Raw genomic sequence first — 22,963 nt, 5'->3', positions numbered from 1 at the left:
TGTCTTTCATTACTATGCTGCTATTGCCATTTTAACGACAGACCAATCCATGTCCTCACATCTGACTCTGGCGCTGGCGCAGTTGAATCTGACCGTCGGCGCCATCGAAGCCAATACCCGGGCCATGCTGGCCGCCGCCACCGACGCCGAGCAACAGGGCGCCGAGCTGGTGCTGTTTCCCGAGCTGGCCATCACCGGCTATCCGCCGGAAGACTTGTTATTCCGTGACGATCTCTACCTGCGGGTTGATGCCGCCCTCGCACAGCTGGCGGCGGCCAGCGCCAACACCGCCCTGGTGGTGGGTCACCCCTGGCGCCAGGACGGCAAGCTTTATAACGCCGCCTCCTTCTTCTATCGGGGCCAGTTGCAGGGCCGTTACTTCAAGCAACTGCTGCCCAACTACGGCGTGTTCGACGAAAAGCGCTATTTCAGCGCCGGCGACGAGAGCTGTGTGATCGAGTTCAAGGGCCATCAACTGGGCCTGCTGATCTGCGAAGATGTCTGGGAAGCCGGCCCGGCGGCGGCGGCCAGGGCGGCGGGGGCTGAGCTGCTGCTCAGCCTCAATGCCTCGCCCTATCACAGAGGCAAGTCCTGGATCCGCCAGAGCCTGCTAGCTCAGCGTAGCCGCGACAACGGCCTGCCGCTGGTGTACCTCAATCAGGTGGGCGGCCAGGACGAGCTGGTGTTCGACGGCCGCTCCAAGGTGTTCAACGCCGAGGGCGAACTGACCCAGAATCTGGCGGCCTTTGACAGCGAGCTGGCCCTGGTGCGCATCGAGCACAAGGCGCCGGTGAAGGCGCAGGTTCATGCGCCGCTCGAGCCGCTGGCCGAGATTTATCAGGCGCTGGTGCTGGCCACTCGGGATTACGTCAACAAGAACGGCTTCAGCGGCGCCGTGCTGGGGTTGTCCGGCGGTATCGACTCGGCGCTGACCCTGGCCATCGCCGTCGATGCATTGGGGAAAGACAAGGTGCAGGCGGTGATGATGCCGTTCCGCTATACCGCCTCCATCAGCGTGGAAGACGCCCAGGAAGAGGCCGAACACCTGGGAGTGGAATTCGACATCGTGTCCATCGAACCGATGTTCGACGCCTTCATGGGCCAGCTGGCGCCGATGTTCGAAGGCACCGAAAAAGACACCACCGAAGAAAACCTGCAGGCGCGCTCCCGGGGGGTGCTGCTGATGGCGCTGTCCAACAAGCGTCGCCGGCTGGTGCTGACCACCGGTAACAAGAGCGAAGTGGCGGTGGGTTACTGTACCCTGTACGGCGACATGGTCGGCGGCTTTGCGCCGATCAAGGATGTGCCCAAGACTCTGGTGTTCGAGCTGTCCCGTTATCGCAACACCCTGGGCTACGTGATACCGCAGCGGGTTATCGACCGGCCGCCTTCGGCCGAATTGGCACCGGATCAGCTCGACCAGGACAGTCTGCCCCCGTATGATGTGCTGGATGCCATGCTCGAAGCCTATGTGGAGCAGGACCAGTCGCTGGATGATTTGCTGGCGGCCGGTTTCGATGAAGCCGATGTACGCCGGGTGATCAAGCTGGTAGATATCAACGAATACAAACGCCGTCAGAGTGCGGTGGGGCCGCGGATCACCCCGCGCAACTTCGGCAAAGACCGGCGTTACCCCATTACCTCGGGTTTTGGCAAAATAAATTGGTAAGGAGCCACCGATGAAAAAAATTGAAGCCATCATCAAACCCTTCAAGCTGGACGACGTGCGTGAAGCCCTGGCCGAGCGCGGCATTACCGGCATGACGGTATCGGAAGTAAAGGGATTTGGTCGTCAGAAAGGTCACACCGAGTTGTATCGCGGTGCCGAGTATATGGTGGACTTTTTGCCCAAGGTGAAGCTGGAGCTGGTGGTGCAGGACGATCTGGTTGAAGCCTGTATCGAAGCCATCGAAAACACCGCGCGTACCGGCAAGATTGGCGATGGTAAAATCTTCGTGTTCGATGTGGGTCAGGTGATCCGCATTCGTACCGGTGAACAGAACGAAGAAGCGGTTTAAGGGCTGGGAATAGGAACCAGGGAATAGGGAGTGGGTTTCCCCCAGTCCCTGGTCACCAATCCCCAATCACCAGCCTTTGGTTTCCACCGGGCGGCTTTTTTGCCACAATTGCCTATTAACATCGATTCAAGGAATAACATATGCCACTGCTGGACAGTTTTACCGTCGACCATACCCGAATGGAGGCACCGGCGGTGCGGGTAGCCAAAACCATGGCCACGCCCCATAGCGACACCATTACCGTGTTCGATCTGCGCTTCTGCCTGCCGAACCAGGAAATCCTGTCGGAAAAGGGTATCCATACCCTGGAGCACCTGTTCGCCGGTTTCATGCGCAATCACCTCAATGGCGACGGCGTCGAAATCATCGATATTTCCCCCATGGGGTGCCGTACCGGTTTCTACATGAGCCTGGTGGGGGCGCCGGACGAGCAGCGGGTGGCCAAGGCCTGGCTGGCGGCGATGGAAGATGTGCTGAAGGTCGAGAACCAGTCGCAGATCCCCGAGCTGAATGAATATCAGTGCGGCACCTTCGTGATGCACTCGCTGGACGAGGCCAAGGCCATCGCGCGCAACATCATCGAGCGTGGCATCGGTGTGAACAGCAACCAGACACTGGCATTGCCGGAAGAGATGCTGAAATCTCTGTAATGACAAGCGGCTTCCCCTCGTGACAACGGCGCCCGGTTTAAGCAGCACTGGCTTAACCGGGCGCTTTGTCACTTGTTATTCTTTCTTTATTGATATACTTCCCTTATTACAGTGCTCAAATGGACCACTTTATGTCAGAACAACAAGACCCTTTCCTCAAGCGGGAAGCCGAAAAGTACGAAAACCCCATTCCCAGCCGGGAATTCATTCTGGAATTGATCAAAACCAAGCAGGCCCCGGCGTCCCGGGACGAGATTTTTGCCGAACTGGCGCTGGACGGTGAAGAACAGGCCGAAGCCCTGCGCCGCCGCCTGCGCGCCATGGAGCGGGACGGCCAGCTGGTATTCACCCGTAACAAGTGTTACGCCCTGCCCGAAAAACTGAACCTGATCAAGGGCCGGGTCATCGGCCACCGGGAAGGCTTCGGTTTCTTGCGCCCGGAAGACGGCGGCGACGATCTGTTCCTGTCCCAGCGGGAAATGGACGCCCTGATGCACGGCGACCATGCGCTGGTGCAGCCGTTGCGTTTCGACTCCAAGGGCCGACGCGAGGCGCGGGTGGTACGTCTGCTGGAATCCCGCGATCTGGAAGTGGTGGGCCGTTACTTCGTGGAAAACGGGGTCAGCTACGTGGTGCCGGACGACAGCCGTATCGCCCAGGATATTCTGATCCCCCAGGGCGAGACCATGGGTGCGCGCATGGGCCAGGTGGTGGTCATTGCCATCAGCCAGCGTCCCACCAAGCGCATGACCGGTGTGGGTAAAGTCGTCGAGGTGCTGGGTGAAACCATGGACCCGGGCATGGAAATCGACATCGCCCTGCGTACCCACGGCATTCCCCATGTGTGGCCGGAAGAAGTGAAGCAGGAGATTGCCAAGCTCACCGAACAGGTGCCGGAAGAGGCCAAGCTGGGCCGCAAGGATCTGCGTGATCTGCCGCTGGTTACCATCGACGGCGAAGACGCCCGCGACTTTGATGACGCCGTTTACTGTCAGCCCAAGAGCTCCGGCGGCTGGCGGCTGTGGGTCGCCATTGCCGATGTGTCCTACTACGTACGTCCGGGTACGGCACTGGACAACGAAGGCTATTTGCGCGGCAATTCGGTGTATTTCCCCGAGCAGGTGATCCCCATGCTGCCCGAGGTATTGTCCAACGGCCTGTGCTCGCTCAACCCGCAGGTAGACCGGCTGTGCATGGTGGCCGAGATGACCATTTCCGCCACCGGCAAGCTGTCCGGCTTCAAGTTCTACGAAGCGGTGATGAACTCTCATGCCCGTCTCACCTACAACAAGGTGGCGGCCATGCTGCAAGGGGACGAGACCCTGCGCGAGCGTTATGCTCCGCTGGTGCCGCACCTGGAAAACCTGAACCAGCTGTATCAGGCGATGAAAGAAGCGCGCCATCAGCGCGGTGCGGTGGAATTCGAAAGCGAGGAAACCCGCTTCGTGTTCAACCCCCAGCGCAAGATCGAGCGTATCGTGCCGGTGGTGCGTAACGACGCCCACAAGATCATCGAAGAATGCATGATCATGGCCAACGTGGCCGCGGCCCGCTTTATCGAAAAACAGGACGCCCACGCCTTGTTCCGGGTGCACGACAAGCCCGGCGAAGAGAAACTGACCGGTTTCCGCAGCTTCCTCGGCGAACTGGGGCTGGAGCTGAAAGGCGGGCTGGAGCCGGAGCCGGCGGACTACGCCCTGCTGGCCGAGCAGATCAAGGACAGACCCGATGCTGAGCTGATCCAGACCATGCTGCTGCGCTCGATGAAACAGGCGATCTATCAGGCCGACAACATGGGCCACTTCGGCCTGGCGCTGAAGTCCTATGCCCACTTCACTTCACCGATCCGTCGTTATCCGGATCTGGTACTGCACCGGGCCATCAAGGCCCAGCTGAGCAAGCTGCAGGGCGATGCCGGTCATAAAACCGGTGGCGTGCCTTACCAGTATGATGACGTCGCGCCCATGGGCGAGCATTGCTCCATTACCGAGCGCCGTGCCGATGACGCCACTCGCGACGTGGCCGACTGGCTGAAGTGCGAATACATGCTCGATCATGTGGGCAGCGAGTTTGGCGGTACTATCGCCAACGTGACCGGCTTCGGTTTCTTCGTGCGGCTGGACGAGATCCATATCGACGGTCTGGTACATATTTCCAGCCTGCAGAATGACTACTACCAGTTCGATCCGGCGCGTCAGACCCTGATTGGCGAGAACTTCCGTCGTCGCTATCGTCTGGGCGACAAGATCAAGGTCAAGGTGATGGCGGTGAATCTGGACGATCGCAAGATCGATTTCGAAACCGTGGAAGAACCGCTGCCTGCCGGCGCCAAAACCGGCAAGGGTGCCAAGAACCTGAAGTCGCGTCAGCGTGCCAAGCCGAAAGGGAGCGCCAAGCCGAAGAGCGCCGCCAAGCCTGACGCCAAGCCGGCGGAAGGCAAGGGCGGCAACAAGCCCAAAGGCGGCAGAAAGCGCCGTTAACGTCTGATAATCAGTCGGTTAACGAGGAGGGTTGGCTTTATGCCGACCCTTCCTATTTTATCAATACCATTTTCCGAGAATGACTCATGAGTACTGAACTGATTTTTGGCATCCATGCCCTCGATGCCCTGCTGGACACCCATCCGGAACAGGTGCTGGAAGTGTGGCTGCTCAAGGGGCGCGAAGACGAGCGCCTGAACTCGCTGCAGGCGCGTTTGCTGGCGGTGGGCGTCAAGGCCCAGCCCGCCAACCGCCAGGCCCTGGACAACAAGGCCAAGGGCGGGCAGCACCAGGGGGTGGTGGCCAAGGTCAAGGCTCAGCCGGTACTCAACGAGGCGGATCTGGACCAGTTGCTGGCCGCGCAGAGCAGCCCCCTGCTGCTGGTGCTGGATGGTGTGACCGACCCGCACAATCTGGGTGCCTGCCTGCGTACCGCCGATGCCGCCGGTGTGCATGGGGTCATCGTGCCCAAGGACAAGTCCGCCGGCCTGGGTCCGGTGGTGCGCAAGGTCGCCTGTGGTGCCGCCGAAGTGGTGCCGCTGTTTCAGGTGACCAATCTGTCGCGCACCCTGCGCCTGCTGCAGGACAAGGGTGTCTGGGTGGTCGGCACCGCCGGCGAGGCGGATCACAGCCTGTATCAGGCCAAGCTCACCGGCGCCCTGGCGCTGGTGATGGGCGCCGAAGACAAGGGCATGCGTCGCCTGACGCGTGAACATTGTGACGAGCTGATCAGCATCCCCATGGCGGGTTCGGTATCCAGCCTGAACGTCTCTGTTGCCACCGGTGTCTGCCTGTTCGAAATGGTACGCCAGCGCGGGCAATAAGTCCGCGGGGGCGGTGTGAGCCACGCTTGCCCCTGCCGCTTGCTGCTCACGTTTTTCAGTTTTCATCGAGGTCTTTCATGCATTGGCAAGTCGCTGCTTTTACCGAGCTGAGCCCGGAGGAACTTTATCGGATGCTGGCGCTGCGTAGCGCCATCTTCGTGGTGGAGCAGAACTGCCCCTATCAGGATGCGGACGGTCTGGATCCGGATCCGCGGGTGCGGCATCTCAACTTCTGGCAGCAAGGGCAGTTGCTGGCCACCGCCCGTCTGCTGGGGCCCGGCGTGCAGGCGCCGGAGCAGGTCTGGATTGGTCGGGTGGCGGTGGCCGCTTCGGCACGCGGGCAGGGGATGGGGCGACTGCTGATGCAACGGGCGCTGGCCGAGGTGCAGGCACGCTGGCCCGGCTGTCCGGTTCTTCTGGGGGCCCAGATCCAGGTGCGCGAGTTTTATCGCAGCCTGGGCTTTGCCCCGCTAGGGGCCGAATATCTGGAAGACGGCATACCCCACCAGCACATGGAACTGACATGCAGCGCATAATGGGGCGCATGGCGGCCGACCGGCAGCTGCTGGCGATACTGTTGCTGGTACTGGGCAACCTGATGATCTCCTTCGGCGACGTGCTGGTCAAATTGCTGGGCCAGACCGAGGTCAGCCCCTATCAATACGTGGCGCTGCGTTTTCTGATGACCTCGGCGTTGTTGCTGCCATTCTGGTGGCGGCTGCCACGCGAGAAAAAGGGCTGGGCTCAGTGGAAGATTCACTTGTTGCGCGGCCATCTGCTGCTGATGGGCTCGGCCTGCGTGTTTGTCAGTCTGATCTACCTGCCGCTGGCCACCGCCAATGCGGTGTTTTATGCGGCTCCGCTGATGACGCTGCCGCTGGCGGCGCTGCTGAGCCGGGAGCAGGTGCGGTTGCCGGCCTATGCCATCAGCCTGCTCGGCTTCGGCGGTATCTTGATTGTGCTCAATCCGGCCGAATGGCACTGGGCCGGCTGGGTCGCGTTGCTGACCGCCTTTTCCATGGCGGCAAGCAACGTGCTGGTGCGCCGGTTGCCCCAGGGACGCTCGGTACTGGCGACGCTGTTTCTGACCCAGGCGCTGGCCATACCGGTGAGCTTTGCCCTGCCTTGCCAGGCTGGCAGCCGGTGGCGGGGGAGGTGTGGCTGTTGCTGGTGGGGGCCAGCCTGGTCGGCATCATCTATCAGGCATCTGCATCCTGGCCTATGCCATGGCCGATGCCAGCAAGATTGCCGCCAGCGAATATTCGGGGCTTATCTTCGTCACCCTGATGGGCATGGTGCTGTTTGCCGAGTTTCCGGCGCTTAACGTTTACCTCGGTGCCGCCGTGGTGATCATCGCCATCGGCCTGCAACGGCGGCTGCGTTAAAAGCGGGGATTAGGGAATAGGGATTGGTAAAATCTCCCCAGTCCCCAGTCCCCAGTCCCTGTATTTAATTCGCTTGCCGCTCGTCAGCTTATCCCTTACACTACGCGACCTTAAAATCAGTCTTTAAAACCTATTGGTTCCTTGCCTCCGCTGGTGTGACTGAGCCCGCGCAGAGGCTATAACCCGTAAGGAGCAATCCATGCGTCATTACGAAATCGTATTTATGGTTCACCCTGATCAGAGTGAACAGGTTCCCGGTATGATCGAGCGCTACACCGGCGCCATCACCACTTCTGGCGGTCAGATTCACCGTCTGGAAGACTGGGGCCGTCGCCAGCTGGCTTACCCGATCAACAAACTGCACAAAGCTCACTATGTTCTGATGAACGTAGAAGCTGACCAGGCTGTGATCGATGAGCTGGAAACTAACTTCCGCTTCAACGATGCCGTGCTGCGTAACATGATTATGCGCACCAAGCAGGCCGTCACCGAGCCTTCTGAAATGGCCAAGGCCAGAGAAGAGCGTCAACCCCGTCGTGACGACGCTCGTGCAGAAGCCGCCGAGTAATCCACGTTTTAGCTGAGGAATAGAATCATGGCACGTTTTTTCCGTCGTCGTAAGTTCTGCCGTTTCACCGCTGATGGTGTTACCGAGATCGATTACAAAGACATCGCAACCCTGAAAAACTACGTCACCGAGTCCGGTAAAATTGTACCGAGCCGCATCACCGGCACCCGCGCTAAGTATCAGCGCCAGCTGGCCCGTGCGATCAAACGCGCTCGTTACCTGGCCCTGCTGCCTTACACCGATCTGCACAAGTAAGCAGCGGCCTAACTCGCCAATCTAGATAGAGGAAAGGTAATGCAAGTTATTCTGCTTGATAAAATCGCCAAACTGGGCGGCCTGGGCGACCAGGTAACCGTTAAATCCGGTTACGCTCGTAACTACCTGCTGCCTCAGGGCAAGGCGGTTCTGGCCTCCAAAGAGAACGTAGCGACTTTCGAAGCTCGCCGCGCCGAGCTGGAAGCCAAACTGGCCGAGCAACTGGTTGCTGCACAAGCTCGTGCCGACCAGCTGTCTGCTCTGGAAGCCGTGGTTATCGCTTCCAAGTCCGGTGACGAAGGTAAGCTGTTCGGCTCCATCGGTGCCCGTGACGTGGCCGACGCCATCACCGCTGCCGGTGTTGCCGTTGCCAAGAGCGAAGTACGCATGTACGAAGGTGTTCTGCGTAACACCGGCGAGTACGAAGTGGGTGTGCAGCTGCACGCCGACGTTAAAGCGACCGTTACCATTCAGGTCGTTGCTGCCTAAATCAGGCTGCTCGTTAAAAAAACCCGCGCTTGTCGCGGGTTTTTTATTGCCTGCAATAAGGCTACAGTGGGAGAAAGCCTAACGGAGAGTGCTAGATGGCAGACTGGATAACCGGCAGGGTCAAGGCCCGCAAACAATGGTCGGACACGCTGTTTTCTCTGGTGGTGGAGGCCGATGTCGCGCCGTTCAAGGCCGGCCAGTTCACCAAGCTGGCCCGGCATGACGCAGACAAAAAAGTGGCCCGGGCCTATTCCTACGTCAACCCGCCGGGGCAGGACTGCGAGTTTTATCTGGTGACCATTCCCGAGGCCAGCTCACGCCGTACCTGGCCGGACTCGAAGTGGGTGACGAACTGCTGATACAGCGCACGGCCGCCGGTTTTCTGACCCTGGATGAAGTGCCGCCGGGGCGGGATTTATGGCTGATGGCCACCGGCACCGGCGTGGGGCCTTTCGTATCCATGTTGGCGGAAGGCAGCTGCTGGCAGCAGTTTGACCATGTCGTGCTGGTACACGGAGTGCGTCTGGGCGAAGAGCTGGGCTACCGCCAGCAGATAGCCGAGCTGACACAGGGCCAACCCCGTTTTCATTATGTGCCGTTTGTTTCCCGGGAGACGGTGCCCGGTACCGAGCGGGGTCGCATTACCCACGCCATTGCCGATGGTAGCCTGGAGCAACGGGTGGGCCTGACCTTAACCCCGGAACACAGCCGGGTGTTGCTGTGCGGCAATCCGCAAATGGTGCGCGACACCATTATCGAACTCAAACACAAGGGGCTGCAGAAAAACCTGCGCCGCAAACCCGGTCAGATCCTGATGGAAAACTACTGGTAACTGCCGGGCATAGAGATTGGGAACTAATACGAGTCCCTTATCCCGGGGGTTAACGTGTCAGCACCATCATCAGACTCAGAAAGGCGGCCAGTCCCCAGCCGAGGCCGATTATCCAGTAAAACCCCCGGGCCCCCTGTTTGATGGGAATGCGGTTATAGAGCAAGAACAAGTACCAGAACAGGGCCGGCAGCAGCGGTAACAAGAACAGTCGGGTCATGGCAAGAGACCTTATATTTGAGCGATGACGAAGGTGAAATAATGTTCATCTATCAATGCACTGTATCAACGAGTGCATCATTGAGCCAATTATCATTCAGGGTCAGCTGAAGCCATGCTATGTTGCGGACCTGGTCATCGCTTATTAATCACGGACAAGGAGTGAAGCATGAAGCAACTGGTCATCAAGGCGTTTGGTGATGCGAGTCAGCTGGTACTGACCGAGACCGACGCCCCGGCGCTGGCCGCCGATCAAATCCGGGTACGGATGCATTACGCCGGAGTCAATCCGATCGACGCCAAAACCCGGGCCGGTCTTGGCTGGGGCGCCCAGGCCATCAAGGACAAACTGCCCTGGTCGCCGGGTTTTGAAGTGATGGGTACCGTGCTGGAAGTGGGTGCCGAAGTCAGTATTCATCAACCGGGGGATCGGGTGTTTGGCCTGTTGACCGGTGGTGGCTACAGCGAGCAGTTGGTGGTGGCGGCCGATGCCTTGTTGCCGGTGCCTGCCGGGGTAAGCGATGAAATGGCCGCCGGCCTGGCGCTGGCCGGAACGACCGCTTGGCAGGGCTTGACCGAGCATGGCGGTCTGCAGGCCGGAGAACGAGTACTGATCTCCGCCGCCGCCGGCGGGGTGGGCCATCTGGCGGTGCAACTGGCCAAGGATCTGGGCGCCGCCGTGGTGGCGCTGGGGTCGCCCGCCAACCATGACTTTCTGCGCAGTCTGGGGGCCGATGAGGTGATTGACTATCGCGACCAGGCCGGGCTGGAAGCCATGGCGCCGGTGGATCTGTTCTTTGATCTGGTGGGCGGAACTTCCGGCTGCGCACTTCTGTCTCACGTTAAATCCGGTGGTCGGGTGGTGACGGTGCCAACCATTACCGCCGATAAGGTCATTGCCGCCGCCGAGCCCCTGGGCGTGAAGGCCACCGGTATGCTCAAACATCAGGATAACCAGCAGTTGGCGCAGTTGGTTCAGGCGGTGGCCGAGCGTCGCCTCAAGGTGGAAGTGAGTCAGGTTTATCCGCTGGCCGAGGGCGCGGCCGCCCATCGTCAGATTGAAACCGGTCATACCCGTGGCAAGATTTTGCTGCAGGGCTAACCGGTGTAGCGAGTTGATCTAAGGAAACCCCATGAAGTATTGGTCCCTGTTATTGCTGTTGTGCCCCTTGCTGGCACCTGCCGCTCCGCAGCTGGTAGAGCAAGTGGAAGCGGCCGAGGATGGCCTGGTGATCCCCTACCGGATGTACCGGCTGGATAATGGCCTGACGGTGTTGCTCAACGCGGACAAGTCCGATCCGCTGGTGCATGTGGAAATGACCTATCACGTCGGTTCGGCCCGGGAAGAGCCGGGTCAGACCGGCTTTGCCCATTTCTTCGAGCACATGATGTTTCAAGGCTCGAAACATGTGGGTGATCAGGAGCATTTCCGTCTGGTCAACGAGGCCGGTGGCACCATGAACGGCACCACCAATCAGGACAGGACCAATTACTTCGAGACGGTACCCGCCAATCACCTGGAAAAGATGTTGTGGCTGGAAGCGGATCGCATGGGGTTTCTGCTGGAGGCGGTAAGCCAGCGCAAGTTCGAAATTCAGCGTGATACCGTCAAGAACGAACGTGGTCAGCGCATCGACAACCAGCTACGGCGTGGTGGGCGAGCGCATGGGCGAGCTGCTTTATCCGCGTGATCATCCCTACAGCTGGCAGCCCATCGGTTACGTGGAGGATCTGGATCGCGTCGACGTCGGCCATCTCAAGGCGTTTTTCAAACGCTGGTATGGCCCCAATAATGCCACCCTGGTGATCTCCGGTGATTTCGATACCGAGCAGACCCTGGCCTGGGTGGAAAAATACTTCGGGCCCATTCCGGCCGGACCGGAAGTCACCTCGGCCCGGCCGCAACCGGCCAGGCTGGAGCAGAGTCGTTATCAGACCCTGGTAGATTCCCGTATTCGCATGCCGATGCTGTATCTGTCCTATCCCACCGTCTGGCTGGGGCATGAGGACGAGGCGGCGCTGGATGTGCTGGCCAATGTGCTGGGCGGGGGCAAAAGCTCCTTGTTGTATCAGCAACTGGTGGAAACCGGCAAGGCCGTCAGCGCCGGCACCAGCCATTACTGTGCCGAGCTGGCCTGTACCCTGAGCGTCTGGGTCTACAGCAATCCGTCGAAAGATGGCTCTCTGGCACCACTCAAGCAGGATATCGATCGTATCGTGGCAGAGATCGCCGAGCGTGGCATTGCCGCCGGTGATGTCGACAAGGCGGTGACCGAGCTGCGCGCCGACTTGATCCTCGGCCTCGACAGCACCAAGGGCAAGGCCCGGCAATTGTCACTCGGTCAGGTGCTGAAAGACGATCCGCTCTATTCCATCAACGCCTGGCGTCAGCTGGCCGAAACGACACCCGAACAGGTAATGGCGGTGTACCGGCGTTATCTGCAGAACAAGCCGGTGGCGGCGCTGAGCGTGGTGCCGACCGGTAAAAACGACTGGCAGGCCGCCGAGCCCAACCATGAAGTGGCCGAGCGGCAACTGCCGGCGACCGGGCAGGAAATGGCGTCATTGCCGGATCGCCAGGTGGTTGATGATTTCGACCGCAGTGTGATGCCCCCGGTGGCGGAGCCGGTGCAGATCAGGGTACCGCCGCTGTGGCAGGATACCCTGGGTGACAACATTCAGCTGCTGGGCACGGTCAACGATGAAATACCGGCGGTGTCGGTAATCCTGGCGCTGCCCGGCGGCCAGCGGGCCGAGAGCACGGATGACACCGGACTGGCGACCCTGACGGCGGCGATGATGAACCAGGGCTCGGAGCGGCTGAGCGCCGGTGCCTTCAGCGAAGCGCTGGAACGACTCGGCGCCAGTGTCAGCGTGCGCAGCGGCTTTTATACCAACCTGATTGAAATCACCAGCCTGACCGAAACCCTGCCGCAAACCCTGGCCCTGGTGGAAGAGCTGCTGTTTCACCCGGGCCTGCGCGAGCAGGACTTCGAGCAGGTAAAGTCGCGGCTGCTGGAGTCCATGGCCCAGAACCGGCACCAGCCGGCCTGGCTGGCCCAGCATGCGTTTCGCCAGCTGATGTACGGCAACACCCGCATGGGCTTGCCGGACGAGGGCCGCGCCGAACAAATCAGCGCCATCACCCTGCAGCAGGTGCGCGATTATTACCGGCGCTATTACAACCCGGCCAACGGCCATGTGCTGGTGGCCGGCGATCTGGCGCCCGAACAGGCCAGGGCGGCGTTCGGTTTTCTGACCCGCTGGCAGGGGGATACGTCTCCCGTGCCGGAAGTGAAAGTCGTCCCGCAACCGGCGGAGGCGGGCATTTATGTGGTGGATGTGCCCGGTGCCGTGCAATCTGTGCTGCGTATCGGTCGGCGGGCCCTGCCGCTCGATGCCACCGGGCCCTTCTTTCATGCCAACCTGATGAACTTCAACCTGGGCGGCAACTTCAACAGCCGCATCAACCAGAACCTGCGTGAAGACAAGGGTTTCACCTACGGCGCCCATTCCTACTTCACCGGCAACCGTGACGCCGGGGTGTTCGTGGTGGCCACCGATGTGCGTGGCGATGCCACCGTGCCGGCCATCGAGAACATTCTGGCGGAGTTCAGCCGGTTTCGGGAACAGGGCCCGAGCCAGGAGGAGCTGAGCTATTTGCGCAGCAGCTACTCCCAGCAGGATGCCCTGTCTTACGAAACCCTGGGCAACAAGGCCGGCTTTTTGCTGCAGCTGGCGATGATGCAGTTGTCACCGGATTACCTCAACGAGCAACAGCAGATAGTGGCCGATATCGACAGCAAGGCGCTGACCGAGTTGGCCGAGCAGTGGCTGGATCCAGGCGATATGGTGGTGGTGGTGGTTGGCGACAAGGAAAAGCTTGAAAAATCGCTGGCACAGCTCCATCTTCCTGTACACGACTTTACCATTGAGTAATGAGGCCAGACCTCTCGCGGGATAACCCCGTCGCCACTGGCGAGCGGTTATCCTGCGCCAAAGAGTAACCAATAATGACCAAAACAACATTGACACTGGCCGAACGAATTCAAGCCTGGCAAGCGCCGGCGCGCCTGCCCGCCATCAAGGGGATTCGCCGCGGTATCGAGCGTGAAAGCCTGCGCATCACCCCGGATGGTCACCTGGCCCAGACCGGCCATCCCAAGGTGCTGGGCTCGGCCCTGACCCATGCCAACATCACCACCGACTTTTCCGAGTCGTTGATGGAGTTCATTACCCCGGTATCGGACTCGGTGGAGATATTGCTGGCGCAGCTCGGCGATATTCACGGCTATACCATGCGTCACCTGGGTGAGGAACAACTCTGGCCGCTGAGCATGCCCTGTCTGCTGAAGGAAGATGATCGGATACCGCTGGCCCAGTATGGCAGCTCCAACGTCGGGCGAATGAAAACCCTGTATCGGCAGGGGTTGCACCATCGCTATGGCAGCCGGATGCAGGTGATTTCCGGGGTGCACTTCAATTTTTCCATGCCCGACAGCTTCTGGAGCGAGTGGCATCAGCTGGAGGGCAACGGCGGTTGCCTGCAGGGGTTTGTGTCCGACAAGTATCTGGGGCTGATCCGCAATGTCTATCGTTTTGGCTGGTTGATCCCCTATCTGTTTGGCGCCTCGCCGGCGCTGTGCGGATCTTTCCTCGCCGGTCGCGAGCATCAGTTGCCGTTCGAACGGCTCGGCAAGGGTACCCTTTATCTACCCTATGCCACCTCGCTGCGGTTGTCGGATCTGGGCTACACCAACAGCGCCCAGGCCGGACTCAATATCTCGCTCGACAGCCTGGATGAATACGTGTCATCGCTGCGCCGTGCCATCGGCACCCATGCGGCGGAGTTTGCCCGCATCGGCGTCAAGGTGGACGGGGAATACCGTCAGCTCAACGACAATGTGCTGCAGATAGAAAACGAGCTCTATGCGCCGATCCGGCCCAAGCGCACCGCCGAAAGCGGAGAAAAACCGTCGGAAGCACTGGCTACCCGCGGCATCGAATATATCGAGGTGCGCTCGGTCGATGTCAATCCGTTCTCGGCGGTGGGAATCGATGCGGATCAGATCCTGTTCCTCGATACCTTCCTGCTGTGGTGCCTGCTGACGCCCTCGGCCCCGCTGACCGAAGACGAGATTGCCCTCAACCGGCGCAATTTCAACAAGGTGGTGCTGGAAGGGCGCAAACCCGGCCTGGAGCTGGAAGTGTTTGGCGGCGAGACCCTCACCCTCAAGGCGCTGGGTGAGCGCTATTTCGGTGAGTTGAAAGACGTCGCCGCGCTGCTGGATGCCTGCTGTGGCCGGGGCTGCTATGGCCAGGCCCACGCCGCACAGCTGGCGGCGATTCAGGATCCGAGCCTGACCCTGTCGGCCCGGGTGCTCAATGAGCTGAAAGCAAGCGATCAGGACATACTGCCCTTCGGCCTTGCCCTGTCAAAGCACTATCATCAGCAGCTACAGCAAAGCCCTCCGCGCTACTGGGATGACAGCTACTTCGACGAAGAAGGGGTTCGCTCCCATGCGCGCCAGCGTAAGATAGAGCTGTCCGATACCATCGGCTTCGACGAATTTCTGCAGAATTACTTCGGCCAATAAGCCGGCGGGTGAGCGGTAAGAAGGATGAGGGGAAAGCGTGAGCTTTCCCCTCATTTCCATCCGCTTTTAAAACCAATCGGTTTTTAACAACAAGGACGCGTGATGAGAGTGGTGTCTATGGTCCCCTCATGGACCGAAACCCTGATCGAGTGTGGCGTTAATGTGGTGGGGCGTACCCGGTATTGCATCCATCCGGCGAACAAGGTGGCTTCGCTACCCGTCGTCGGCGGCACCAAGGATGTGCAGTGGAGCAAGGTTGCGGCACTGGCGCCGGACATGGTGATTTTCGATAAAGAAGAAAACACCCTGGAAATGGCGCAAACCTGCCCGTCTCCCTATTTCGCCACCGAGGTGAAGTCGGTGCACGACATGCCGCAGGCGCTTGAGTTGTTGTCGCAACAGCTGGGCTCTGACGCCTTGCTGGAGTTGAGTGCTCGCTACCGGGCGGTGCTGGCCGAAAAGAAAGCCTGTGCTCCCGCGGTGTTGCCGTTGTTACCCGGTGACACTGCGTCCTCTGCATCGGTGCTGAATGACCAACGCAAGTGGCTTTATCTTATCTGGCGCAAGCCGTTCATGAGCGTGGGCCGGGACACCTTTATTTATTCCGTGTTCGAGCATCTTGGTTTTGCCGACAAGGTGCTTACCTTCGACGAACGCTACCCCGCCCTGGAGGAAGAATGGATTCGCGAGCAGAACCCGGTGCTGCTGTGCTCCAGCGAGCCCTACCCTTTCGCCGGCAAGCTGGCCCAGACCAGCGCAGAGCTGGAACTGGATGCGGTCCTGATCGACGGCGAGCCCATGTGCTGGTACGGCGTGCGCTCCCTGCGCTACCTGGAATCGATGTGACAGGATCGAGAGCATAAAAAAAGGCCCTGTCACCGACGGGGCCTTTTGTCTTTTTCCGGTGGTTAACCGGCGGGGAAGTTGGCGCGCAGCACGGCCTTGGCGTTGTTGGCCATTTCGGTCAGCCCCAGGGTGCTATATGCCTCGGCCATGATTTGCAGTGCCGGTTGCAGGGTGTCGGTGTCCGGGTAGGACTGCACCACGAATTTGGCACGGTTGGCGGCGGCCAGCCAGGCGCCACGTTTCATGTAGAACCGGGCTACCGCCAGATCGTATTTGGCTAGGCGGTTTTTCAGTGCCGTCATGCGAGCACGGGCATCGGCGGCGTAAACGCTGTCCGGATACTGGCGCAGTAACTGGCGAAAATCGGCAAAGGCCTGGCGGGCGTAGGCCGGATCCCGGTCGGCCCGGTCGACGTTGAGCAGTTCCTGAAAGAAGTTATGATCGGTGGCCATGTTGGTCAGGCCCCGCATGTATTGGGCGTAATCGACGCTGGGGTGATTGGGATTCAGGCGAATGAAGCGATCGATGTTGGCCAGGGCCCGGGCGGCGTCATCCTGCTTGTAATAGGCATAGATAAGGTCAAGCTGTACCTGGTTGGAGTAAGCTCCAAACGGATACCTAGAGTCCATGGCCTCCAGCAACTCGGCGGCGCGAATGAAATTACCGGCCTGCAAGCGTTCCTGTGCATCCTGATAGAGAACTTCGGGTGGCTCGTCCGGTACGTCGTCTTTTTTTGTACTGGAGCAGCCGGTGGCGGCCAGTGCCAGGGCGAGAGTCAGTGTGAGCCATAGGCTTCGTTGTTTAGCCATGTAGAGAGTCCATTTTTGCGATTCGGGAACCAAGTCAGCGGAAACTGATTAAGCTCAGCGTCAAGAACCGCTAGAATACCCAATTAAACATCATTTGGTAACCAGTGGTCTCTATGAGCCAGCAAATCGAACTGAACGGCGTGATTGCCGATCATCAATACGGTCAGCGTTTGGATCAGACGTTGGCGGAAATGTTCCCCGATTATTCCCGTACGCGCATCAAAAGCTGGATCCAGCAGGATCAGGTGCGGCTGGACGGTGAGGTGGTGAACAAGCCGCGAGAAAAGGTACTGGCCGGGCAACAGGTAGTGATCTACGCCGAGCTGGAAGACGAGGTGCGGTTCGAACCCGAGGCCATTGAACTGAACATCGTTTATGAAGACGATGACATCATGGTGATCAACAAGCCTGCCGGCCTGGTGGTGCATCCCGGAGCCGGTACCCCGGACGGTACCCTGCTCAATGCCCTGCTGCATCATTGCCCGAGCATTGCCGAAGTGCCCCGTGCCGGCATAGTGCACCGGCTCGATAAAGACACCACCGGTTTGATGGTGGTGGCCAAGACGGTACCGGCACAGACTCACCTGGTTACCGCCCTGCAGGGGCGGGAAATCACCCGGGAATATGAAGCGGTTGCCATTGGGCATATGACCGGCGGTGGCACCGTGGATGCCAATATCGGCCGTCATCCCACTCAGCGTATCCAGATGGCGGTGGTCCCTACCGGTAAACCGGCGGTGACCCATTATCGGATCATGGAAAAATTCCGTGCCCATACCCGGTTGCGGCTGCGGCTGGAGAGCGGCCGGACTCACCAGATCCGGGTACACATGGCTCATCTCAAGCATCCTCTGGTCGGGGATCCGGTCTATGGTGGCCGGCTCAAGCCCCCGCGCAGTGCCGAGCCCGAACTGCTGGCGTTTTTGCGCAATTTCAAGCGTCAGGCGTTGCACGCGGTGATGTTGCGACTGGAACATCCGATCAGCGGTGAAATGATGGAATGGCACGCCCCGATACCCGATGATTTTGTGGCATTGGTCGAGTTGCTGCGCGCCGACACGGCGGCGCACCCGGACGATCTGGTATGGATCTGATCCTGCCCGACTGGCCGGCGCCGGCCCATGTTTGTGCCGCCCAGAGCACACGCTCGGGCGGCGTCAGTCCGGCGCCGTTCCACAGCCTGAACCTGGGCACTCACGTGGGCGATAAGCCCCAGTGGGTGCAGGCCAATCGTGAGCGGCTGGGTGCCTGTTTGAACCTGCCGAACGAGCCGGTATGGCTGGAGCAGGTGCACGGCACCCGGATACTGACTTTGCCGGATGACACCGGTAACCTGACCGCCGATGCGGTGGTGACGCGTACGCCGGGCCAGGTCTGTGTCGTGATGACCGCCGACTGCCTGCCGGTGTTGTTCTGTGATGAGGCCGGTACCGTGGTGGCGGCGGCTCACGCCGGCTGGCGCGGGCTGGCGTCCGGCGTGCTGGAAGCGACCCTGCGGGCGATGGCAGTAGATCCGGCCAGGGTGCTGGCCTGGATGGGACCGGCCATCGGCCCCGCGGCTTTTGAAGTGGGCCGCGAGGTGCGGGACACCTTTATCGAGCATTCTCCGCTGGCGGCAGATGCTTTCGTGGTGCATGGCGAGGCGAATGGCGAAAAGTGGCTGGCCAACATCTATCACCTGGCCCGGATCCGGCTGGCGGCGGCGGGGGTACAGCACCTCTATGGCGGCGGACTCTGCACCTATAGTGATGAACAACGATTTTTTTCTTATCGGCGTGACAGGGAAACCGGTCGCATGGCGACGCTGGTCTGGTTGGATTAGCGAAAACTTATTTATCGATTGGTTGAAATCCCGCCATAAACCCCCATCTTTAGTATCAGTAATCAATCTTGTATTCCCGCCCGGTGGCGGGATGTTCGAGGAGAGTCCTGATGCGTCTTGATCGTCTTACCAGTAAATTCCAACTCGCCCTGCAAGATGCCCAGTCGATGGCGTTGGGACGTGATCATGCCTATATCGAACCGGTCCATCTGCTGGTTTCCATGCTCAATCAGCAGGGGGGGACTCTGCGCCCCTTGCTGACCACCGCCGGCGTCGACAGCAATACCCTGCGGGTGGAGCTGGACAAGTCTCTGGATCGACTGCCGAAAGTGAGTGGCGGCGACATGGATGTTCAGGTGTCACCGGTGCTGGCGCGGCTGCTCAATCAGTGCGACAAGCTGGCACAGCAGCGCAAGGATGCCTATATCTCGTCGGAACTGTTCTTGCTGGCGGCGCTGGACGACAAGGGTGAGCTGGGCGAGGCACTCAAACGGGTTGGTTTGACCAAAGACAAGATGAGCCAGGCCATAGATCAGGTCCGTGGTGGCCAGAAGGTGGACGACCCCAACGCGGAAGAAAACCGCCAGGCGCTGGAAAAGTACACCATCGATCTGACCGAGCGGGCCGAGCAGGGCAAGCTGGATCCGGTGATCGGCCGGGACGATGAAATTCGCCGCACCATTCAGGTGTTGCAGCGCCGTACCAAGAACAACCCGGTGCTGATCGGCGAACCCGGCGTCGGTAAAACCGCCATCGCCGAGGGACTGGCTCAGCGGATCATCAACGGCGAAGTGCCGGAAGGGCTCAAGAACAAGCGGGTGTTGTCGCTCGATATGGGGGCGCTCATCGCCGGGGCCAAATATCGCGGTGAGTTTGAAGAGCGGCTCAAGGCATTGCTCAACGAGCTGGCCAAGGAAGAGGGGCAGGTTATCCTCTTTATCGACGAGCTGCACACCATGGTGGGTGCCGGCAAGGGCGAGGGCGCCATGGACGCCGGTAACATGCTCAAGCCGGCCTTGGCTCGGGGCGAGCTGCACTGCGTGGGTGCCACCACCCTCGATGAATACCGCCAGTATGTGGAAAAAGACGCGGCCCTCGAGCGGCGCTTCCAGAAGGTGCTGATCAACGAACCGACGGTGGAAGATACCATCGCCATTCTGCGAGGCTTGAAAGAGCGCTACGAACTGCATCACCATGTGCAGATCACCGATCCGGCCATCGTGGCGGCGGCGCTGCTGTCACACCGTTACATTGCCGACCGTCAGTTACCCGACAAGGCCATCGATCTGATCGATGAGGCCGCGTCCAGCATCCGGTTACAGATCGACTCCAAGCCGGAGCCGCTGGACAAGCTGGAGCGGCGCATCATCCAGCTCAAGCTGGAAGAGCAGGCGCTGCTGAAGGAAGACGACGAGGGCAGCCGCAAGCGGTTGCAGTTGATCCGTGATGAACTGGATGAAAAAGAGCGGGAATACGCCGAGCTGGAAGAAGTCTGGACCTCGGAAAAGGCGGCCCTGGCCGGCACTCAGCACATCAAGGCCGAGCTGGATCAGGTGCGTCAGGAAATGGAGGTGGCGCGTCGGGCCGGCGATCTGGCGCGGATGTCCGAGCTGCAATACGGTCGTATTCCCGAGCTTGAAAAGCAGCTGGATCTGGCCGCTCAGGCCGAAATGCAGGAGCAGCATCTACTGAAAAACCGGGTCAATGAGGAAGAGATTGCTGATGTGCTGTCGCGCTGGACTGGTATTCCCGTCGCCAAGATGCTGGAAGGAGAGAAAGACAAGCTGTTGCGGATGGAAGACAGCCTGCATGAGCAGGTGATTGGCCAGAACGAGGCGGTCGAGGCGGTGTCCAATGCCATTCGCCGCAGTCGGGCGGGATTGTCCGATCCCAACCGGCCGGTGGGTTCTTTCCTGTTCATGGGCCCGACCGGGGTGGGCAAGACCGAGTTGTGCAAGGCGTTGGCCGATTTTCTGTTCGACAGTCGCGATGCCATGGTGCGCATCGATATGTCGGAATTCATGGAGAAGCACTCGGTGTCCCGTCTGGTGGGCGCCCCTCCCGGCTATGTCGGCTATGAAGAGGGCGGCTATCTGACCGAAGCGGTGCGGCGCAAGCCTTATTCGGTGATCCTGCTGGACGAGGTGGAAAAGGCGCATCCGGATGTGTTCAACATCCTGTTGCAGGTGCTGGACGACGGTCGTCTTACCGACGGTCAGGGACGCACAGTGGACTTCCGTAATACCGTGGTGATCATGACCTCCAACATTGGATCGGACTTGATCCAGGAGCACAGCACCGAGAAGGGTTATGACGAGATGAAGGCGATGCTGATGGAGGTGCTGGGGCACCAGTTCCGTCCCGAGTTCATCAACCGCATCGACGATATCGTTGTTTTCCATCCGTTGGCCGAAGAGCAGATCAAGTCCATCGCGCGTATTCAGTTGCAGGGCCTGGTGGCGCGGCTCGAAGACAAGGGCTTCGAGGTGACCATTACCGAGCGGCTGCTGGAAAAGCTGGCCCATGCGGGCTTCGATCCGCTGTTTGGTGCCCGTCCCTTGAAGCGGGCGGTGCAACACAAGGTCGAAAACCCGCTGGCGCAAGCCATGCTGTCCGGGAAGGTGGTGCCTGGCAAGCCGCTGGAGCTGGATGCCGACAGCGACGGGCTGATTCTCAATCAGTGACTTAAGCGCTAAGGAGTGAGGTATAAGGGGGAGTGAGGGTTTTACACGCTACACTCCCACCTCACTTATCTTCTCTACCGGTTAACCCGGGCGACCATCGATCCTCGGACGGGTCAATATCGGCCAGTATACCCAGCTGAACACGCCAAATGCCGATGTCCAGGCCAGGGCACTGACATGGTAGGCCATATTGGTCATGCCCGGAGCCAGCAAGGGCAGCAGACTGCGCAACAGTGCCGCCAGTATCAGCAGTACAAAAGCAAGAACGACGGGGCGGTCGATGTCCAGTGGACGACCGGAATGGCCCAATGATACCCGGGCAATCATCCCCAGAATCACGATACCCATGGCGCCGGCAGTCAGCCAGTGACTGGCCAGAGAGACACTGATGCCCCAATTAAACAGTGCCGCCGCCAGAGCCAGCAGCCCCAGTGGCACAAACAGATACCCCAGATGCAGCACCCATAGCAAAGGGATATTCAGTGTCAGCTTGCTGTTCCAGCGAGCCAGCCGAGTGAAATGAGCGACGGCGGCCACCAGCAGCACAAACGCCAGCAGCCCATTTAAAGCGGAGTTACGTGGCAGCAGCAGCCAGCCGAGTACACCCAGCCAGAGCGCTCCCAGACTGATCTTTTCCAGCCACATCAGCGGCTCGGGTTTGTCGGTGCCGGTAGCACGGGCGGTAAAAAAGGGGATGACCCTGCCCCCCATCACGGCAATCAAACCGCTCAGAGCCAGCGCGGTCGTCACAAAGACACGCTCGGCCAGCAGCCAGTTACCGCTGAAGGCGGCGTAATAACTGAGCCCGTTGAGCAGGGTGAACAGGATAAACAAGGGGACAAAGAACAGGTTGCGCCATTGCTTCACTTGCAGCACGGGCCGAGCCAGCATACCAGCCACCAGCGGCAGCCATAATAAGTCGAGAATGATCACCAACGGATTAAGCTCTCCCCGCAGCGGCATCAACAGGCGGGGGAGTAGCCAAAGTCCCGAAACCAGTGCCAGTGGCCAGCCGCGTACGCCGGCGATACCGGTCCAGTTCTGCATGGCGGTAAGAACAAAACCGGCGACGATGGCCAGTGTAAAACCGAACAGCATTTCATGAGCATGCCACCAGATGGGATTGCTCACGCCCGGCAAGACGGTGATGCCCGAGAGAGTGAGTAGCCATAACAACATGGCCAGGCAGGCAAAAAGTGCCCCCCCCAGAAAGAACACCCGGAACCCCAGCCGGAACAGCGGCCATATCCTGCTTTCTTTTTCTGAGTCCAGTATCTGCATTTGTGGTTATCCATATTAGTATTTAATATGCACATTATATTGTAGCGCGCGAATAAAACCCGGATCAGGATCAAAGCAGGCGGATTAAAGTCGTTTTTGTTTAAATAAAAAGCTGATGGTTTAATTTGTGAACGGTTGGGCGTGTGGTGCTGTTTTTTATCAAAAAAGCCCTTGCGCAAAATCGGGCGGTCCCTATAATGCGCATCC

Annotated in this window: 19 protein-coding genes and 2 pseudogenes; 18 read left to right on the top strand and 3 right to left on the bottom strand. The window is 59.7% G+C overall.

The features are described 5' to 3' along the window. Positions 1 to 49: 49 nt before the first annotated feature. The 11 genes and pseudogenes from BFR47_RS07265 (at position 50) to BFR47_RS07215 (ending at position 9,501) form a co-directional block, all read left to right on the top strand. A complete protein-coding gene (locus tag BFR47_RS07265) occupies positions 50 to 1,669 on the top strand; it encodes an NAD+ synthase (protein ID WP_071472447.1) in 1,620 nt (539 codons plus the stop codon). A gap of 10 nt (positions 1,670 to 1,679) precedes the next feature. Next, complete coding sequence (gene glnB / locus BFR47_RS07260; RefSeq protein WP_071472446.1) at positions 1,680 to 2,018, top strand: nitrogen regulatory protein P-II; 339 nt, start codon at positions 1,680 to 1,682, stop codon at positions 2,016 to 2,018. A gap of 140 nt (positions 2,019 to 2,158) precedes the next feature. Beyond that, positions 2,159 to 2,668: an S-ribosylhomocysteine lyase gene (gene luxS / locus BFR47_RS07255; RefSeq protein ID WP_071472445.1), complete on the top strand. Its 510-nt coding sequence runs from the start codon at positions 2,159 to 2,161 to the stop codon at positions 2,666 to 2,668. A gap of 131 nt (positions 2,669 to 2,799) precedes the next feature. After that, positions 2,800 to 5,148, top strand: coding sequence for a ribonuclease R (gene rnr, locus BFR47_RS07250; RefSeq protein WP_071472444.1), 2,349 nt, complete (start codon positions 2,800 to 2,802; stop codon positions 5,146 to 5,148). A gap of 86 nt (positions 5,149 to 5,234) precedes the next feature. Beyond that, the gene (gene rlmB, locus BFR47_RS07245; protein ID WP_071472443.1) at positions 5,235 to 5,972 is read left to right on the top strand and encodes a 23S rRNA (guanosine(2251)-2'-O)-methyltransferase RlmB; all 738 of its coding nucleotides are present in this window, start codon (positions 5,235 to 5,237) and stop codon (positions 5,970 to 5,972) included. A gap of 77 nt (positions 5,973 to 6,049) precedes the next feature. Next, on the top strand, positions 6,050 to 6,508 hold the full coding sequence (locus tag BFR47_RS07240) for a GNAT family N-acetyltransferase (protein ID WP_071472442.1): 459 nt from the start codon (positions 6,050 to 6,052) through the stop codon (positions 6,506 to 6,508). After that, entirely contained in the window at positions 6,496 to 7,296 is an 801-nt protein-coding gene (locus tag BFR47_RS07235) for a DMT family transporter (RefSeq protein ID WP_245748843.1), read from the top strand. The genes BFR47_RS07240 and BFR47_RS07235 overlap by 13 nt, the downstream gene beginning before the upstream one ends. 260 nt (positions 7,297 to 7,556) lie before the next feature. Then, positions 7,557 to 7,925: a 30S ribosomal protein S6 gene (rpsF, locus tag BFR47_RS07230; protein ID WP_071472441.1), complete on the top strand. Its 369-nt coding sequence runs from the start codon at positions 7,557 to 7,559 to the stop codon at positions 7,923 to 7,925. A gap of 27 nt (positions 7,926 to 7,952) precedes the next feature. Continuing rightward, positions 7,953 to 8,180, top strand: coding sequence for a 30S ribosomal protein S18 (gene rpsR / locus BFR47_RS07225; protein WP_071472440.1), 228 nt, complete (start codon positions 7,953 to 7,955; stop codon positions 8,178 to 8,180). Positions 8,181 to 8,219: 39 nt separating this feature from the next. Beyond that, a complete protein-coding gene (gene rplI / locus BFR47_RS07220) occupies positions 8,220 to 8,669 on the top strand; it encodes a 50S ribosomal protein L9 (protein WP_071472439.1) in 450 nt (149 codons plus the stop codon). 95 nt (positions 8,670 to 8,764) lie between these two features. Then, a pseudogene (locus BFR47_RS07215) lies at positions 8,765 to 9,501 on the top strand (ferredoxin--NADP reductase). 49 nt (positions 9,502 to 9,550) lie between these two features. On the opposite strand, the gene BFR47_RS17765 reads toward BFR47_RS07215, so the two are convergent. Next, positions 9,551 to 9,718 carry a hypothetical protein gene (locus tag BFR47_RS17765; RefSeq protein WP_139215126.1) on the bottom strand — a complete coding sequence of 56 codons (168 nt, stop codon included), beginning with the start codon at positions 9,716 to 9,718 and terminating at the stop codon, positions 9,551 to 9,553. A gap of 168 nt (positions 9,719 to 9,886) precedes the next feature. On the opposite strand from BFR47_RS17765, the gene BFR47_RS07210 reads away from it, so the two are divergent. The 4 genes and pseudogenes from BFR47_RS07210 (at position 9,887) to BFR47_RS07195 (ending at position 16,160) form a co-directional block, all read left to right on the top strand. Continuing rightward, the gene (locus tag BFR47_RS07210; RefSeq protein ID WP_071472438.1) at positions 9,887 to 10,819 is read left to right on the top strand and encodes an NADP-dependent oxidoreductase; all 933 of its coding nucleotides are present in this window, start codon (positions 9,887 to 9,889) and stop codon (positions 10,817 to 10,819) included. 31 nt (positions 10,820 to 10,850) lie between these two features. Beyond that, positions 10,851 to 13,656: pseudogene (locus BFR47_RS07205) on the top strand (M16 family metallopeptidase). 74 nt (positions 13,657 to 13,730) lie between these two features. Beyond that, positions 13,731 to 15,314: a glutamate--cysteine ligase gene (gshA, locus tag BFR47_RS07200; protein WP_071472437.1), complete on the top strand. Its 1,584-nt coding sequence runs from the start codon at positions 13,731 to 13,733 to the stop codon at positions 15,312 to 15,314. Between the two features lie 102 nt (positions 15,315 to 15,416). Next, positions 15,417 to 16,160, top strand: coding sequence for a helical backbone metal receptor (locus tag BFR47_RS07195; protein ID WP_083399052.1), 744 nt, complete (start codon positions 15,417 to 15,419; stop codon positions 16,158 to 16,160). A 62-nt stretch (positions 16,161 to 16,222) separates the two neighbouring features. Here the strand turns inward: BFR47_RS07195 and BFR47_RS07190 are convergent, their stop codons facing one another. Further along, on the bottom strand, positions 16,223 to 16,969 hold the full coding sequence (locus tag BFR47_RS07190; RefSeq protein WP_071472435.1) for an outer membrane protein assembly factor BamD: 747 nt from the start codon (positions 16,967 to 16,969) through the stop codon (positions 16,223 to 16,225). 113 nt (positions 16,970 to 17,082) lie between these two features. On the opposite strand from BFR47_RS07190, the gene rluD reads away from it, so the two are divergent. The 3 genes from rluD (at position 17,083) to clpB (ending at position 21,475) form a co-directional block, all read left to right on the top strand. After that, positions 17,083 to 18,063, top strand: a complete 981-nt coding sequence (rluD, locus tag BFR47_RS07185; protein ID WP_071472434.1) for a 23S rRNA pseudouridine(1911/1915/1917) synthase RluD — start codon at positions 17,083 to 17,085, stop codon at positions 18,061 to 18,063. Further along, a complete protein-coding gene (pgeF, locus tag BFR47_RS07180) occupies positions 18,054 to 18,791 on the top strand; it encodes a peptidoglycan editing factor PgeF (RefSeq protein WP_071472433.1) in 738 nt (245 codons plus the stop codon). Before rluD ends, pgeF begins: the two co-directional genes overlap by 10 nt. Positions 18,792 to 18,901: 110 nt before the next feature. After that, positions 18,902 to 21,475: an ATP-dependent chaperone ClpB gene (gene clpB / locus BFR47_RS07175; protein WP_071472432.1), complete on the top strand. Its 2,574-nt coding sequence runs from the start codon at positions 18,902 to 18,904 to the stop codon at positions 21,473 to 21,475. Positions 21,476 to 21,556: 81 nt separating this feature from the next. Here the strand turns inward: clpB and BFR47_RS07170 are convergent, their stop codons facing one another. After that, positions 21,557 to 22,756: an NnrS family protein gene (locus BFR47_RS07170; protein ID WP_071472431.1), complete on the bottom strand. Its 1,200-nt coding sequence runs from the start codon at positions 22,754 to 22,756 to the stop codon at positions 21,557 to 21,559. Positions 22,757 to 22,963: the final 207 nt, after the last annotated feature.

Source organism: Oceanisphaera psychrotolerans, assembly GCF_001870485.1.
Lineage (GTDB): Bacteria > Pseudomonadota > Gammaproteobacteria > Enterobacterales > Aeromonadaceae > Oceanimonas > Oceanimonas psychrotolerans.
This window is presented reverse-complemented; position numbering and strand designations above follow the sequence as displayed.

What these genes read in the sequence shown, in the direction of transcription:
- BFR47_RS07265 (WP_071472447.1), top strand. Translation starts at nt 50, where the DNA reads ATGTCCTCACATCTGACTCTGGCGCTGGCGCAGTTGAATCTGACCGTC.
- glnB (WP_071472446.1), top strand. Translation starts at nt 1,680, where the DNA reads ATGAAAAAAATTGAAGCCATCATCAAACCCTTCAAGCTGGACGACGTG.
- luxS (WP_071472445.1), top strand. Translation starts at nt 2,159, where the DNA reads ATGCCACTGCTGGACAGTTTTACCGTCGACCATACCCGAATGGAGGCA.
- rnr (WP_071472444.1), top strand. Translation starts at nt 2,800, where the DNA reads ATGTCAGAACAACAAGACCCTTTCCTCAAGCGGGAAGCCGAAAAGTAC.
- rlmB (WP_071472443.1), top strand. Translation starts at nt 5,235, where the DNA reads ATGAGTACTGAACTGATTTTTGGCATCCATGCCCTCGATGCCCTGCTG.
- BFR47_RS07240 (WP_071472442.1), top strand. Translation starts at nt 6,050, where the DNA reads ATGCATTGGCAAGTCGCTGCTTTTACCGAGCTGAGCCCGGAGGAACTT.
- BFR47_RS07235 (WP_245748843.1), top strand. Translation starts at nt 6,496, where the DNA reads ATGCAGCGCATAATGGGGCGCATGGCGGCCGACCGGCAGCTGCTGGCG.
- rpsF (WP_071472441.1), top strand. Translation starts at nt 7,557, where the DNA reads ATGCGTCATTACGAAATCGTATTTATGGTTCACCCTGATCAGAGTGAA.
- rpsR (WP_071472440.1), top strand. Translation starts at nt 7,953, where the DNA reads ATGGCACGTTTTTTCCGTCGTCGTAAGTTCTGCCGTTTCACCGCTGAT.
- rplI (WP_071472439.1), top strand. Translation starts at nt 8,220, where the DNA reads ATGCAAGTTATTCTGCTTGATAAAATCGCCAAACTGGGCGGCCTGGGC.
- BFR47_RS17765 (WP_139215126.1), bottom strand. Translation starts at nt 9,718, where the DNA reads ATGACCCGACTGTTCTTGTTACCGCTGCTGCCGGCCCTGTTCTGGTAC.
- BFR47_RS07210 (WP_071472438.1), top strand. Translation starts at nt 9,887, where the DNA reads ATGAAGCAACTGGTCATCAAGGCGTTTGGTGATGCGAGTCAGCTGGTA.
- gshA (WP_071472437.1), top strand. Translation starts at nt 13,731, where the DNA reads ATGACCAAAACAACATTGACACTGGCCGAACGAATTCAAGCCTGGCAA.
- BFR47_RS07195 (WP_083399052.1), top strand. Translation starts at nt 15,417, where the DNA reads ATGAGAGTGGTGTCTATGGTCCCCTCATGGACCGAAACCCTGATCGAG.
- BFR47_RS07190 (WP_071472435.1), bottom strand. Translation starts at nt 16,969, where the DNA reads ATGGCTAAACAACGAAGCCTATGGCTCACACTGACTCTCGCCCTGGCA.
- rluD (WP_071472434.1), top strand. Translation starts at nt 17,083, where the DNA reads ATGAGCCAGCAAATCGAACTGAACGGCGTGATTGCCGATCATCAATAC.
- pgeF (WP_071472433.1), top strand. Translation starts at nt 18,054, where the DNA reads ATGGATCTGATCCTGCCCGACTGGCCGGCGCCGGCCCATGTTTGTGCC.
- clpB (WP_071472432.1), top strand. Translation starts at nt 18,902, where the DNA reads ATGCGTCTTGATCGTCTTACCAGTAAATTCCAACTCGCCCTGCAAGAT.
- BFR47_RS07170 (WP_071472431.1), bottom strand. Translation starts at nt 22,756, where the DNA reads ATGCAGATACTGGACTCAGAAAAAGAAAGCAGGATATGGCCGCTGTTC.